The 14,598-nt window shown below is 48.3% G+C and carries 17 protein-coding genes; 10 read left to right on the top strand and 7 right to left on the bottom strand.

Going from position 1 to position 14,598, the window contains the following annotated elements:
- Positions 1-545: 545 nt before the first annotated feature.
- The 3 genes from ACTRXG_RS08600 to ACTRXG_RS08590 are packed head-to-tail and all read right to left on the bottom strand — an operon-like array spanning position 546 to position 1,181.
- The gene (locus ACTRXG_RS08600; RefSeq protein WP_474284657.1) at positions 546-788 is read right to left on the bottom strand and encodes a hypothetical protein; all 243 of its coding nucleotides are present in this window, start codon (positions 786-788) and stop codon (positions 546-548) included.
- A gap of 7 nt (positions 789-795) precedes the next feature.
- Positions 796-948, bottom strand: a complete 153-nt coding sequence (locus tag ACTRXG_RS08595) for a hypothetical protein (protein ID WP_474284656.1) — start codon at positions 946-948, stop codon at positions 796-798.
- A gap of 20 nt (positions 949-968) precedes the next feature.
- Positions 969-1,181 carry a helix-turn-helix domain-containing protein gene (locus tag ACTRXG_RS08590; RefSeq protein WP_474284655.1) on the bottom strand — a complete coding sequence of 71 codons (213 nt, stop codon included), beginning with the start codon at positions 1,179-1,181 and terminating at the stop codon, positions 969-971.
- 171 nt (positions 1,182-1,352) lie between these two features.
- On the opposite strand from ACTRXG_RS08590, the gene ACTRXG_RS08585 reads away from it, so the two are divergent.
- The 5 genes from ACTRXG_RS08585 (at position 1,353) to ACTRXG_RS08565 (ending at position 5,079) form a co-directional block, all read left to right on the top strand.
- Positions 1,353-1,742: a helix-turn-helix domain-containing protein gene (locus ACTRXG_RS08585; RefSeq protein ID WP_474284654.1), complete on the top strand. Its 390-nt coding sequence runs from the start codon at positions 1,353-1,355 to the stop codon at positions 1,740-1,742.
- Between the two features lie 275 nt (positions 1,743-2,017).
- Positions 2,018-2,413, top strand: a complete 396-nt coding sequence (locus tag ACTRXG_RS08580) for a hypothetical protein (protein WP_474284653.1) — start codon at positions 2,018-2,020, stop codon at positions 2,411-2,413.
- Positions 2,400-3,647, top strand: a complete 1,248-nt coding sequence (locus tag ACTRXG_RS08575) for a DUF6575 domain-containing protein (RefSeq protein WP_474284652.1) — start codon at positions 2,400-2,402, stop codon at positions 3,645-3,647. The genes ACTRXG_RS08580 and ACTRXG_RS08575 overlap by 14 nt, the downstream gene beginning before the upstream one ends.
- Before the next feature lie 312 nt (positions 3,648-3,959).
- Complete coding sequence (locus ACTRXG_RS08570) at positions 3,960-4,388, top strand: Arm DNA-binding domain-containing protein (protein WP_474284651.1); 429 nt, start codon at positions 3,960-3,962, stop codon at positions 4,386-4,388.
- On the top strand, positions 4,366-5,079 hold the full coding sequence (locus tag ACTRXG_RS08565) for a tyrosine-type recombinase/integrase (RefSeq protein ID WP_474284650.1): 714 nt from the start codon (positions 4,366-4,368) through the stop codon (positions 5,077-5,079). The genes ACTRXG_RS08570 and ACTRXG_RS08565 overlap by 23 nt, the downstream gene beginning before the upstream one ends.
- 109 nt (positions 5,080-5,188) lie before the next feature.
- Here the strand turns inward: ACTRXG_RS08565 and glnA are convergent, their stop codons facing one another.
- From glnA to hflX, 4 genes are all read right to left on the bottom strand, one after another.
- Complete coding sequence (gene glnA, locus ACTRXG_RS08560) at positions 5,189-6,535, bottom strand: type I glutamate--ammonia ligase (RefSeq protein ID WP_322524915.1); 1,347 nt, start codon at positions 6,533-6,535, stop codon at positions 5,189-5,191.
- An 88-nt stretch (positions 6,536-6,623) separates the two neighbouring features.
- Positions 6,624-7,019 (bottom strand): MerR family transcriptional regulator, encoded by a 396-nt coding sequence (locus ACTRXG_RS08555; protein WP_474284649.1) that lies wholly within the window; start codon positions 7,017-7,019, stop codon positions 6,624-6,626.
- Between the two features lie 179 nt (positions 7,020-7,198).
- Positions 7,199-8,437 carry a methionine gamma-lyase family protein gene (locus ACTRXG_RS08550; RefSeq protein ID WP_474284648.1) on the bottom strand — a complete coding sequence of 413 codons (1,239 nt, stop codon included), beginning with the start codon at positions 8,435-8,437 and terminating at the stop codon, positions 7,199-7,201.
- Positions 8,434-9,723 (bottom strand): GTPase HflX, encoded by a 1,290-nt coding sequence (hflX, locus tag ACTRXG_RS08545; protein WP_474284647.1) that lies wholly within the window; start codon positions 9,721-9,723, stop codon positions 8,434-8,436. Before hflX ends, ACTRXG_RS08550 begins: the two co-directional genes overlap by 4 nt.
- 106 nt (positions 9,724-9,829) lie before the next feature.
- Between hflX and ACTRXG_RS08540 the strand changes: the two genes are divergently transcribed.
- From ACTRXG_RS08540 to ACTRXG_RS08520, 5 genes are all read left to right on the top strand, one after another.
- Entirely contained in the window at positions 9,830-10,795 is a 966-nt protein-coding gene (locus tag ACTRXG_RS08540) for a tyrosine-type recombinase/integrase (RefSeq protein WP_474284646.1), read from the top strand.
- Positions 10,796-11,651: 856 nt separating this feature from the next.
- The gene (locus ACTRXG_RS08535; protein ID WP_474284645.1) at positions 11,652-12,152 is read left to right on the top strand and encodes a hypothetical protein; all 501 of its coding nucleotides are present in this window, start codon (positions 11,652-11,654) and stop codon (positions 12,150-12,152) included.
- A gap of 167 nt (positions 12,153-12,319) precedes the next feature.
- Entirely contained in the window at positions 12,320-12,568 is a 249-nt protein-coding gene (locus tag ACTRXG_RS08530) for a hypothetical protein (RefSeq protein WP_474284644.1), read from the top strand.
- A gap of 154 nt (positions 12,569-12,722) precedes the next feature.
- The gene (locus tag ACTRXG_RS08525; RefSeq protein WP_474284643.1) at positions 12,723-13,628 is read left to right on the top strand and encodes a universal stress protein; all 906 of its coding nucleotides are present in this window, start codon (positions 12,723-12,725) and stop codon (positions 13,626-13,628) included.
- Between the two features lie 36 nt (positions 13,629-13,664).
- A complete protein-coding gene (locus ACTRXG_RS08520; RefSeq protein WP_474284642.1) occupies positions 13,665-14,546 on the top strand; it encodes a glycosyltransferase family 8 protein in 882 nt (293 codons plus the stop codon).
- Positions 14,547-14,598 lie beyond the last annotated feature (52 nt).

Here is a 14,598-nt window from a genome sequence, read left to right as displayed (position 1 = left end):
TGGATGATATTGTCGATGATTTCCAATATTTAAATCCATGACCAACATTTGTTTTCAAAACTGCAACATTAGAGTTACATTAAAATAGAATGGTAATAAATTCCTTATATATGATTATTTGTTATAAAATTCTTTATATGAAATTATTGGTAATTATATGAATATAATGTAATAAATGACCAGCGTGTGAATCGCGTCTGCATAATCACGATCACCCGTGAACTTTTCCAGTTCCGTGTCGATTCGATCGAACATATGATTAATGATTTGTTGGTGTTTTTCCATCTCTTTCACCCTCTTACCATAATTGGAATATTTACCATTTTTAACGTATAGTAGTTTCATGGAGAGCGGTCCTTCAGGGGGTTATCATTTGGCAAAGAAATCGTCATTGGAGTCCATGTTTGGCAAACAGAAAAAGGAAATTCCCTGTCCTAATTGCGGGAAGAAAATGAAAGTACCCGGCTCGTTTTTCTTACAATCAGGGGTGGAGGCTAAATGTTCTTCTTGCGGAAGAACAGTTGAGAGCTCCTCAGATGCAAGCACTAGGCGTAAGGTGAAAAAAATTGATAAAAATTTAAAGAACCTCGGTAAGAAGTAATTAAATAAAGAGGACCGCTCTCTTTATTTTTTAACTTTTTGAGAGCATTGGCATTTTTCAAGACCATCGTTTGTATATGCTCCACCTCTTGAAGCTTTTCCTGATATTCGCGGAGATCCTGGGTAGCCTGTTCAGCGTCGAATTCCACAGCTACTTTTAACTTCTGAACTTCCATGTGTTTTTTCATATAGGTTTCACTCCTTCAATAGGTACTCGGCTTTCCATTCGTGCTGGAAGGACTTGCAGCGACAAGCGATGACCACGTGGTGCTTATTGATGGTTTCTCCGTCTGCGATCCAGTTACGATCGCCGCAGTTTTCCCATTTGGTGATTTTCTTTTGTTCCATTGAAGCCCTCACTATATTATTTATTTTTTGACACAAATCGTGACTATCACCTTCAAAAAAATAGTCCATTCGAACTCTAACGTCTTAGCTATTTTCTTGACATTCGATACTAAAACCCTTCTCTCACCCATTTCAATCATAGCGTAAGTATTTCTTGCCATATTAGCTTTTTCAACTACTTTTGATTGAGTTATATTGTGCTGTTTTCTTATTTCTAATAGCCAATGTCTCATAACAGCCTCCTTTATACACGTTTCGTGTCAGTTGATTACATTCATTCTATTACACAATATGTGTACTATAAATAGGATTTTATAAAAAAGTTACACTTTTAGTGTCATGTGCTTACTTTACACATTCCGTGTAGTTATAATTGTATTAATCTACTCTGAGGAGAATTTGTTATGTTAAGTAATCGGCTATCTTACCTAAGAAAAAAATATAAACTTAATCAAACAGAGATGGCTAAAAAATTGGGTATGGGCAGGACGACATATGCTATGTACGAACAAGGAAATCGAAGTCCTGATTATAGTACCCTTAACCAAATTGCCGATTTTTTTGAGGTAACCACAGATTATTTGTTGGGACGTAGAGACTATCCAGAAGATAGCATGAATACACGTAATCCTCCTTTCGCCTACGAGAATACCAGCCCCTATTACCCTATTTTTGATGGGGAACAGGCACTTTTTCTGGAATTTTCCAAAATGACGAAAGAAGAAAAAGAAGAAGCCATTCGTTATATTGAATTTCAACGCCAGAATCGCAAAAACAAAGAGGAGGATAATTAGAAGCCTTTTCTTTTTTATTGCCATATTAACCATTATTTTCATATTAAGTACAATTTAGGGTAATTAATTGAAAGAGAATAAAACATTTTTATACTTCGGTGTTTCTTGACTTATGGTTTTAAGTGCATGCAGTGGACACTGAATAATTAAGTAGCAACAGCAAATATCGAAGAAATCAAGACCAAAGCATAGGTTCCAATTACATCAGATGCTTTTTAGTTAATATTTTGATGGAGTTTTAAAGAATATAAAATAAGAAAGGAAAGAATATAACTATGGCGTTTATTCACCAAGAAGATATGGAAAGTTTGCAGGTGACTTGTCCACCAACCAACGCAGCTTCTGGCGAAGTTGATCCTGTGTACCGATTTATTGAAAATGATACAATTAAAGAAAATGATTTTAAAACTCATAAACAAAAAAAGATGAAATATCGTTCCGATCAAGAATGCGAAGCTCTTGCACTTTCATTTTTCACTTCACGGAAAGCTGCCAAAGCACTGGCTAAGAAATTTGCAAGCTTTAAGAATAAGAAAATTGCAGTAGGAAAGATTACCGAAGATTGCGGTATACATAATACAAAAAATCAGCATTTGAATTTGTGGTTATACGAAGGTGCAAACATCATGAACGATTTTACAAGAGAGGAGAATAGAGGTGAAGTTGAATAATATTTCTTATAAAGAATTTGAAAAAATGAAAATGGTGCATGTGTTTGAATATTTCGACTTTCCTCTATTTTTCATTTCTAAATCACCAGATGATAAACTGTATTTAAATTACTTTATTGAAGAAATAAGTGAAAGTACTGATAAATGGTTTTTTAGCAGAATTTCAAACAAAGAATTACAGGAACTAACTGAGCGAAGAACCTCCGTTTTACCTTTCTTAGAACATTTAAAAACTAAAGAACGTTTACACCATTTAAAAATTAATTCAAATATAGAAAATAGTAATGAATTCCTCGACCTTACAGTTGTAGATGATTCAAATTTTGACCCTATCACTTTTCCCGATGAAGATTTTTGGGTGGAATATGATTATCTGTCAGATACTGAATTTACTAAAGTAGAAAAAGATACTGTAGATATTTCTAGATTTAAAATGGTGTTAAAAGACCCTCGTAATAATCATGATATTGATTTAAAAATATTTATGAATGTTATAAAACACTTAACTCAAGCAGTAAATCGCATAGCTCATGATGTCGGTAATGAATTAATGGAACAAAGTTCTGAGCATGTAGTTAATTTAAGATTAGACTCTTTACAACCCTCCTCTTTTGGCGTTTGGTTAAACACAGAGCAAGAAGAAGGAATTGATTTATTTGAAGTTCCACAAAAATCTTTAAATAACTTGTTTGATATCATTGATAACATTCATAACAAAAGCTTAGAAGAGATTAAAGAAACGATAGAAATAGACGAATCTTATTCTATAGAAACATTAAAAACTGTTAAAACTATGCTTAAAGACGTAGTTGAAAATGACTTTGATTTAACATTGGCGGCAGATACTCAATCTTCAACAACTAGAGAAGTACAATTTGAAAAAAGCTCTTCTAGTAAATTGGAAGTAATAAACCAGCTTTTAAGAGAAAAGAGTGAAAAACATACCGAGGAAATAGAGGTCGAGGGTGTTTTGACTTCAATAAATACTTCGTATAATAAATTTAGAATTTCAACAGATACGATCGGAGAAATTGCGGGTAAGATGTCTAAAGACATGTTCCAAAAATTAAAAAGAGAAAGTAATTTACAATTTAGGGTACCAAGTTTAATTAAAGCTAAAATCCAAAAAGAAATTACAAACGATTATTTGGAAGATCAATACACTGAAAAATATATACTTACACAATTTGAGCAACCCGAACAAACACAAGAAGATGTCCCTCTTTTAGACTAATCTCTTAATTATTTTTATAGTTCACGATTTACCATTTTTCTTATAAAACTCTCGAATTAAATTAATTAGAGAGTTCTTCTTTTAAAATAAAAAGAACAAACGTTCCTTTATCCGAAAGAAAATATGTATATATACACAGACTTAGAAACCATCGTTGATAAAAAGCATCGCTCATTGAATCATACTTGCATTAGTGATATCGCTCTAGCTATGATAGCGCTAAAGACCGGGCTTTGATGTAACGTTCCGTACGTTACGTAAAGGCCCATACCGCTGCAATAAAATTGATTTAATATTACCAAGAGGGATAGTATGATTACATACCGCAAACGAGGCAAGACCTGGGAGTACCGCATCCGTGTCAAGAATCCCATCACCGGTAAACGTCAGGAAACCATGAAAGGTGGGTTTCGCACCAAACAGGAAGCCGTTGTGGCAGCAAATAAGCAGGAATTAGACTTTCTCCAGCAACCGCAGGCAGACCTGAGCCTTCACCATTGGCTCGAGGAATACATGAAGTTGTACCGGGAAGACAAGGTCGCTCTCAATACCTACCTGGTGGATCTAGAGTTCATCAAACGGATCCTTCCTTACTTTCAACAGATCACCCTGAAAAAAACTGACGCCGGAGCTCTATCAGCATTTCCTCAACGATCTGCAGAAACGTGGCTATGCCCGCTCCACGATTCGGAATACCCATACTCTCATGCACGGGGCGATGCAGCAGGCGAAGATCAATAACCGTATTTCTCAGACTCCCTGTATGGATGCGAAGCTCCCGCCGAAGCAATTCCAGGACAAACTGCAGTATCTTCCCTCGGCTGCCATTGCACCGTTTTTGGACTTCATCAAACAGCTGAACCTGAAACAGTATTTCTTCTTCAAAGCCCTGCTGGAGACCGGCATGCGGAAAGGCGAAGCGTTGGCGCTAACTTGGGAAGACGTGGATCTCGACAACCAAAGTCTTCATATTAATAAATCGTATACGGTAAAAACCAAACGGATCGGCCCGACGAAGAACGGCAAGTACCGAACGATCCGATTTAGCAGCGCTCTGAAACAGGACCTGCTCGCCCTCTCCAACCATCATAATCAGCAAAAATTCATGCTGGGAGAGTTCTATAACAAAAAGAGCAATCTCGTTTTCGCTGCGAAAGACGGCACGCCTTTGAAAAACTCGACCCTGTTCAACACCATGAAGCAAGCCTGTGCGTTTTTGGAGATCGAGCCCCTTCCTATCCACAGCCTGCGTCATACCCATGCCGTAATGCAACTCGAAGCCGGCACCAACATGAAAGTCATTCAGGAACGGCAGGGACACGGCAGCTTAGAGATCGCCTCGAACATTTATGCCCGCGTCTCTGAGACGCTAGAAACCGAATCCATGACTCGCTACGAAGAAGCCACCAAACGATACTTTGAATCGTCCTAAAAATTTTTGGGGCAGTCAGGGTAAATTCGTTGGGGCAGTACTTCAATAACCTATGTTCTTCAAACACAAAAAACCCTCCAGCCATTGCGGCTGAAGGGTTTTCTTCATTTTAGTACGTGGAGAGATACTGTTCGCGTTCCCAAGGGTGAACCTGGCTGCGGAACATGTCCCACTCGATTTCTTTGGCTTCGGCGAAGTGCTCGATGGCGTGAGGCCCGATCGCGTTGACGAGAACTTCGTCGTTCAGCAGGTGCTGAAGCGCTTCGTTCAAGTCCGCTGGAAGGTCCTCGATGCCGAGTTCTTCACGTTCTGCTTTTTCCATCACGTAGATGTTGCGGTCTGTCGGCTCTGGAGCGTCGAGCTTCCGCTTGATGCCGTCCAGGCCAGCTGCAAGCATTGCTGCGATAGCAAGGTACGGGTTCGCAGATGGATCCGGGCTGCGCGTTTCAATACGCGTGCTCATGCCACGGGAGGACGGAATACGTACGAGCGGGCTGCGGTTACGCAGGGACCATGCAACGTATACTGGTGCTTCGTAGCCTGGCACAAGACGCTTGTAGGAGTTGATGATTGGGTTAGTGAGCGCTGTGAACGCCTTCGCGTGCTCGAGTGTACCTGCTAAGAACTGCATCGCCGTTGTGCTCAGCTGAGAATCGGTCTTCTTGTCGTAGAACGCGTTCTCTTTGCCTTTGAACAGGGACATGTTGCAGTGCATACCGGAGCCGTTTACACCGAACAATGGCTTCGGCATAAAGGTGGCGTGCAGACCGTGCTTACGCGCGATTGTTTTAACAACGAGCTTAAACGTCTGAATGTTGTCGCACGCCGTTACAGCGTCTGCGTATTTGAAGTCGATTTCGTGCTGTCCCGGCGCCACTTCGTGGTGGGAAGCTTCGATTTCAAATCCCATGTCTTCAAGCTCAAGCACGATGTCGCGGCGGCAGTTTTCACCGAGGTCTGTCGGCGCAAGGTCAAAGTAACCGCCTTTGTCGTTCAGGGTTGTGGTCGGCTCGCCTTTTTCATCGTTTTTGAAAAGGAAGAACTCAGGCTCAGGCCCGATATTGAAGGCGTTGAAGCCTAATTTCTCTGCGTCTTTAAGTACACGCTTCAAAATGCCGCGCGGGTCACCCGCAAATGGTGTTGGATCTTCGCCAGGCTTGCCCGGCTCATATATGTCACAAATTAAACGTGCGACTTTGCCCTTTTCCGGGGTCCATGGGAATACGATCCAGGTATCAAGATCCGGAAAGAGGTACATGTCGGATTCTTCAATACGAACAAAGCCTTCGATGGAAGAACCGTCGAACATCATCAGGTTGTCCAGGGCTTTATCAAGCTGGTCCACCGGAATCTCTACGTTTTTAATAATTCCTTGCAAGTCAGTAAACTGAAGACGGATAAACTTAACGTTTTCCTCTTCTGCAAACTTTAAAATGTCTTTTCTCGTGTTTGCCATGTTAATTGTGACTCCTCTCTAAAAAACTAGAATAGTGAATTATTATATCTTTCCCCCGGCCGCAGCCGGGAAAAAGTTAATCCTGCTGTTAGTCGAAAAACCGCGACAGCTGTCCCTGAATCATGGACGGCCGTGAGTATTTGCCTGCCATCATCACTTCCTTGCGGAGGTGCTTGCGCAGTTCACGGTCGGTCATATCGTGATTTCTGGGTGCTCTTGGCTGCTTCGGTTCCTCTGAATACGTTTTTAACTCATAGATTTCCTTGATGCCTGAAAGGTTTACGCCCCGCTCCATCATCGCTTTGATTTCAAGCAGACGGTCCACGTCGCGGAAGGAAAACAACCGCTGGTTGCCTTCGGTCCGTGTCGGAAACACCAGGCCATGCTCTTCGTAGTAACGAATCTGCCTTGGGGTGAGTTCCGTCAGTTTCTGGACGATACCAATCGGAAATAAAGGGGTATTTCGGCGTACATGATCATTCATGCGTTACGCCCCCTTTCATTGAAACTAAGTATATCCTACATGATGTAAGCTTTTCCGTCAAGTTCATGTAAGCTATTTTTACATCAAAATTTTCAGAACTTATTGTATCTTTTATATTTTCGTCTATTTTCCAGCAAATGTACAGAAAAAACAGGCCCTCTCACGGAGAACCTGTCCTTCTATCGTTCTTGTATCGCTTTTAATGCTTCGCTTACGGCAATTTTCACGTGCGTATACGTTAATCCGCCCTGAACGAAGGCCGTATACGGCGGCCGGATTGGGCCATCGGCAGAAAGCTCGATGCTTGAGCCCTGGATGAACGCACCGGCAGCCATGATCACTTCATCGCTGTAGCCGGGCATGGCACTCGGCTGCGGCGTTACGCCGGAGTCGACCGGGGAATACTTTTGCACCGCCTGGCAGAACCGGATCATTTTCTCCCGGTCGCCAAACTGCACGGACTGGATCAGATCGGTCCGCTCCTGTCCGGAGGCAGGGGAAGCCTGCAGACCGGCGTCCTCCATCAGCGCTGCGGTCAGCACCGCTCCCTTATGAGCCTCCGCCACGACGTGCGGTGCAAGAAACAGCCCCTGAAACATTTCCTGGAGCATGCCGAGCGTCGCGCCGCCTTCCAGGCCGATGCCGGGGGCGGCAAAGCTTGCGCCCGCCCTTTCAATCAGGTCGCTTCTGCCGGCAATGTAGCCGCCGGTACGGGTAATGCCGCCGCCCGGGTTTTTAATGAGCGAGCCCGCCATCAGGTCCGCGCCGATATGGCCCGGCTCGGTCGTTTCCACGAACTCGCCGTAGCAGTTGTCCACAAACAGCACAACGTCAGGGTACGCCGCTTTAAGCTCCGCCATGTACTTCTTCATTTCCCCGAGGCCAATCGACGGACGATCGTCGTAGCCGCGCGAGCGCTGAAACGCAATCACCTGCGTGTCCGGCGTCACCGCCTCGTGCACGGCGCCCATGTCCACTCGGCCGCCGTCGAGCGGCACCACGTCACAGCCGATGCCCCATTCGTTCATCGTCCCTGCTTCGCTGCCGTCGAGGCCGATCACCGTGTTCAGCGTGTCATACGGCGTGCCGGTTGCGTATGAAAGCCGTCCACCCGGACGGAGCGCCGCAAACAGCGCCGTACTGATCGCATGCGTACCGGAAATAAACTGCTGGCGCACCATAGCTGCTTCGGTGCCGAACACATCGGCATACACCCGGTCGAGCACCTCGCGCCCGGTGTCGTCATAGCCGTACCCGGTCGAATGCTGAAAATGAAACGCCGACACGTTGTGTGTGCGGAAAATATCGAGCACCCGCTGCTGGTTCACAAGCTCGCGTTCCGCAATTGCTTCAAGCTGCGGCGCAATCCGGCGCTCGGCCTGCTGCAGCTGCTTTTGTTCCATCGTATCGCGTGTCATTTCGCCCCGGCATCTCCTTTAGCATACTGCTTGATCTCCCGGTGGATCGCCTGGTCGCTCTGCACGTACCCGGAGAGAATCCAGCTTTCGTTTTCTTCATCGAGCGTTTCCTCACGCACGACGGTTTCATGCTTGAACCGCTGCATTACGTGGCCATCAGCGAGCGGAATTTCCACGTGGTACGGCTGCAGCTGCTCGAGCAGCACGTTCTTCATCGACTCCCGCAAAAGCTCCACGTCTTCGTCCTTACGGGCCGAAATGGAGATCGACGGCTTGTCTACCGCCACAACCGGGCCGTCTTCCACGGCGTCGCGCTTGTTGACGACCGTGAGCGCCGGAATGTGGCTTGCCTCGAGCTCCTTTAACAGCCGGCGCACCGTGGCGGCCTGTTCGGCCGCCCTCGGGTGCGAGCCGTCAATCACGTGAAGCAGCACGTCTGCTTCCTTTACTTCCTCAAGGGTCGCCTGAAACGCCGCAATCAGCGCCGTCGGCAGATCCTGAATGAACCCGACCGTATCGGTGACGAGCACCTCCAGGCCGGACGGCAGCTCCACCCGGCGCGTTAATGGGTCAAGTGTGGCAAACAGCGCGTTTTCCTCGAGCGTATCCGCTTCGGTGAGCGCGTTTAAAATCGTGGATTTGCCGGCGTTCGTGTAGCCGACGAGCGCAAACTGCAGCACGTTCTTTTCCTTGCGCCGTTCACGGTACTGCTCGCGGCGGTTTTTCACCTGCTTGAGCTTGCTGCGCACGTCATCCATCCGCTTCTGGATGTGACGACGGTCGGTCTCAAGCTTCGTCTCCCCCGGTCCGCGTGTACCGATGCCGCCGCCGAGCCGGGAGAGCGATTCGCCCTGCCCGCGGATGCGCGGCAGCATGTAGTTCAGCTGGGCAAGCTCCACCTGCATTTTCCCTTCGTTCGACGCCGCACGTCCGGCGAAAATATCAAGTATCAGCTGGGTGCGGTCAATAATGTATAATCCGGTCTGGTTTGTAATCGTGGAAATCTGGCCGGGCGAGAGCTCATCGTTAAAAATCAGGAGATCCGCCTCCTGCTCTTCAGCGGTTGCCACCGCTTCCTCGAGCTTGCCTTTGCCGACGTACGTTTTCGAATCGAGTGAACGCCGGTTCTGCGTCAGCACAGCCGTGACCGTCCCCCCTGCCGTTTCCACGAGCTGTTCAAGCTCGGTAAGGGACGCTTCAAATGTTTCCTGATCGGTATCATCCTTATGGACGGCAGTTAGTACAACCCGTTCTTTATCTACCTGTTGGTTCTCAAATTCCTGCAATAGTTTAGATCCTCCTGTTTTTCCTGTCCTCTACATACTATAATATGGGTTAAGTGCCAAACAAACAAGCCGCGATGCTTGATCGACAGACAAAGCAGGAGGAATAATGATGAATTTGCAACCCGAACTTCTTCCGGACGGCATGCAGGCCTTTCTTTCCTTCCTGCAGTCCCGGGGGCGCAAGCCGAGCACGCTGAAGCGCTACGAATACGACCTGGCCGACTTTCACCGGTTCATCGATGTGGTGCTCGACGGCGAGGAAGCGGCCGTCAAACCCGACGACATTACCACCTATTTTCATATACTGGTCGAGGAGCGCCACTACCAGCTCCGGACGCTGAAGCGCCTCCAGACCGTGCTTGTCCGCTACTTCCGCTTTCTCCGTGATACGAAACGGATCGCCTCCAACCCGATGGCAGAGCTTCCGGTCGATGACAGCGTCTGGAACGTGTTAAAGGAGGAGGAGCTGATTGCCCCGAAGGAAATGAAGCGGCTCATGGATACGCTCGAGTCCGATTCCGGGCTGTCGGATAAGCAGCAGGCCGTGCGCCCTATGCTTGCTCCGCGAAACATCGTGATTTTAAGGCTGTTTTACGACTACGGCCTCCGCATGCACGAGCTGGCCTCGATCCGGATCGAGCACCTGCACCTGACCCGCGGGGAGCTCGACATTACCGAGGGTAACCCGCGGACGCTCAAGCTGACGAAGGAGCTGCAGAAGCAGCTGTACTATTACCTCGACGTGATTCCGCAGGCGGTGCGGCCGTCCTTTGACGGGGAGCCGCTGTTTGTCGCGTTCGACTTTCAGCGCCAGACGTACCGCTGGAGCTATGAAAACGACCAGCCGAAAAATTTAACCGAGGTCGCGATCCAGAAAATGATCCGCGAGGAGCGTAAGCGTGCCGGCATCGAACGGGCGATTTCCGCCACTCATTTCCGCAACAGCTACATCGCGCGCGAACTCGAAAACGGTGTCACGCCGGAAGCGCTCATGGACCGGCTCGGGCTGCAGTCGATGCTTACGCTCACCAAATACATCCGCTATGTGAATGAAAAAGAAGCTGCCGGCTGAGCTGGCGCTTCTTTTTTACCGTGGCTTAAGTTAATGAGCCAGACGAAAATAATTGTTTTTTCATCAATTCCTAAATTAATTTTAACTAATGTGCCTCTTTTTTATCCAGCCGTCGAGCGGGCGAAGCGCTTTATCATTTTTTTGCTTCTGCGGCGCCAACCATTCCACCTTGCAAACGTATGCTCGTAGGCATAAAGTAATTTTTTGACAAATAAAGACTCAGGGCCCAGGACAAAAAGCGATTTTTCTGTATAATAACAGTATCATCCTTACTCAACTGACGCTTGGCAGGTTTCTCCTTACTCCGATAAAGAGCGATTGGCTCCCCTGCATGGGCGCAGGGCTTTTTTTTGTTTTGTGCGCAATTCCAGTAATTCCAAGAGCCGGCGTTATAACCGACGAAAAATCCCGCCCGCTTCTATAAAGCTCCGCCAGCATCCTCCCCTTCTACGAACGCTCTCTTCTCAAGCTCCCATGAATTTTATTGATCTCGCAGATGAAATAGTCCGTCAATTTGATACAAGCCCCTCCCTCTTTCAGTCCAAATGAAACACTGTACATACTCCAGGTACCTTCTGCTGCCATTATTTTGATTCGTTGAAGTACACACTTCAATGCCTGAGTAGTGACTCATAATTCAAGAAAACCACTCCTCCTATGTGCCTCAAGTCTTCGCCCAATTTTCTTCCTTCTGGCGAAATAAAAATATATGCGTCGTTAGTACTTATTTTTAATATATCCATATATCCCAACTTTTGGCTGATGAAATAAATGGATATTTTTATATAATAAAACCAAATCGGACCTAAAGACCTCGTTATTATCTCACATTCACTAATGGACCATGAGAAAAATCATGAAAAACGCAAAGAACAGGAAGGAGCATATCATGCCCCGCACCATGCGCTATGTTGTTTGGAACGAGATCACTCAGGCCCTTGAAGACTATCAGCCGGCAAGCATTGAACGGTTTGTCCAGCTCGCCTACGCCCACCGGCCGGCAGCTCTGCTGCTGCCATTCTATATGTACCACTGGCATCCCCATGAATGGCAGGAGTATACCCTATGGGTGGCCGATCCGTTACCATCCTTGCTTAACCATGCCACGTACATCGCGGTGGATGCGCCCGCGCTGAACGCCTCCCCATCCATTAAACGCTATTTTTACAGTGCCTCCTTGATTGCACCGCTGCCCGAGACCAATCCCACGGCGAGCCCCGTGGAATACTGGGTCTACCACCTGTCCCGTCAATACTATCGCCTGCAGAAGAAAGCCAGGTTAATCGACACGCATCACCGGGTACCCTCCACCTGGATTTCCCGCCGGCGGGCCGACCTGAAGCACAGGGAGGGCTGAATACATGGACGAGGGCTCCTTTGCCATTACATGCGACACCCGGATTCGCTTTCTCATTTCGCATATTTAGAACCGCTTATGCAGCAGGCTAGAGCGGCTGCCATCACATCCTGGCCGGCGGAGCGGTAAATATTTTTTAACATCACTTATGGAAGGAAGGGGCTGTGTTGTCTATGATCCGCCTGCACCGCCAGAGCCGCGGCATTTGTTTTATCCGAAACGATCAGGGTGACCTTCTTGCATACCGGACTTCTCCCAGTGGCTTCGGAACGATCGTTCATGTATGGAATCTTTCCGTCCCTTCCCAGTCACCAGTTTCGACGTACGTACCTCACAATCAACGAACCGTCACGATCCATCAAATAACCTATGACCTGGGAGAAAATAAGATACCCCCGGCACGAATCGACTTCTAAAGAATGCTTCCCGTGACAACGAAAAGCACGCAGAACACGTGGAGTATTGACAGTCATTATGCCCAAACCAGTGACAGATCATGATAGCGCTATTTGCCATCAGCTTCCCACCGATGATTGATTTTTTTAAAAACCGGGACCGAAAGGAACGACCATGATGCCCTATCGCTACCGCCGGATTCTTGTTGCCTTCGACGGCTCGGACGAAGCTTCAGCTGCCCTGGCCCGCGGCACCGAGACAGCCCTGGCGCATGACAGCGTACTCGCCCTCTGCCACGTTTTGGATAACCAGAGCTTTCGGGAATTGCAGACCGGGGTTTCGGATGACCTGACAGAAGCACTGGCCCAGCAGGGAGACAATGTGGTGCTTCAAGGGAAAGCCCAGGCCAAAGAGGCAGGTGTCCGGGATGTTCGTATATTTATCCGGCGCGGCATACCGAAAATGACCATCCCGGAAGAAGTGGCCGAACAGTTTCAGGCAGACCTTATTATTGCCGGGGGCTCCGGAGCCGGCACCATCGAAAAAAAACATCTGGGGCGCGTGGCTGTTGGCATCGTCCGCCGGGCCCCCTGCGACGTCTGGATCATCAAAAATGAACGCCGCCCAGCCGCTTCTTATCGATCAATTTTCATTGCCGTAGACGGCTCTGACGCTTCCGTCAACGCTTTTTACGCCGGTCTTCATCTGGCGCACCGTCACCGCAGCCGCGTTCAGGTGGCCTATGTGTTAAATACCCCGGCTCTCGCATCCATGGAACCGTTTGCCTCGGATATGATCCGCACGTATCAGAAACGGGCCATGATGCTGCTGGACCGTTACCGGGCCCTAAACGACACAAGCGGTCTGTCACCGGGTTCTGTTCATTTTTCCGTAGAGCGGGGCGCACCAAAAACCGTGATACCCCTCAGTGCGCCAAAAAAATACCAGGCTCACCTGGTCATTCTGGGAGCATCTGGTATAGACCGGATCCCCCGGTTCCTGCTGGGAAGCATTGCAGAAAACACGGTGCGCCATGCCCGGAGGGATGTGCTTGTAATAAGGAATTCTCATCGACCATAACGATTCATTGCCTGGCTTTACAGGAAAGGAGCGCCTATGAAAACCCATCAACCCTATGTAATCGCTTCCGTCGCCGATCATCATTATGCTGATTCGCTGGGGGTCGCTATGATGTCCCTGCTGGCTAATACCACGCAGCCGGAGCGCCTGGTCTTTTGTATTGTGGACGGAGGCCTTTCGCTCAAGAACAAATGCTACCTGGAGCAGCTCGCGCAGCATTTTCATACCACCATCCGTCTGATCCCGGATGAATGGGATTTTTACTCCGACCGGTACTGGGCCGACCTGGAGCATTACCGCCACGTCCCCCGGGCGGCCGCCTACCGGCTGCTGCTTCCATACCTGATCGAGGGAGGGGTCGACCGGGTCCTGTATCTGGACAGCGACACCCTGATTCGCACGGACATCACCGCCCTGTGGGACGAGCCCCTGGGGGACTGGGCGGTGGCCGTGGCAGAACCACGGCCTGACGCCGAACGGGCAGCAGTCCTGGGGCTGCCGCGGGTGCACGGCGGTCTCGATCCGGGCCTGATGATGATCAATGTGCCGCAATGGAAGGCCCGGCACCTGTCCACCGCTGTCTTTACGCAGATGACCCGCCGGGGGCATTCCTTCGCCGACAGCCTGCATGCCGTGACGTACCCGGAGCAGTGGTGGTGGCATCCCCGGTGGAACACCACCACCGAGATGTTTACGCAGCCTCTCCCCTCCCAGGCCTATGGGGAACGGGTGGTGGAGGCCCTCAAGGCCCCGGCCGCTGTTCATTTTAACGGCCCGGTCAAGCCGTGGCACGCCTACTGTCCGCACCCGTACAAGTATGAATACACCTATTACCGGTACCAGTGGCTGTCGCTGGTCACCCTGACATCGCCTGTGTGGGAGCCGTCCTCGTCCCAGGGAAGTGAGCGACGGGCTTGAGTCTTTTTAGAGCTGCTCATCCGCTGTTTCATGTTTATGCAGGAGTAATTTT

It is taken from the genome of Marinococcus sp. LNSP9103-4 (assembly GCF_056034345.1).
The sequence above is the reverse complement of the archived record's forward strand: the minus strand, read 5'-3'. Positions and strand labels throughout refer to the sequence as shown.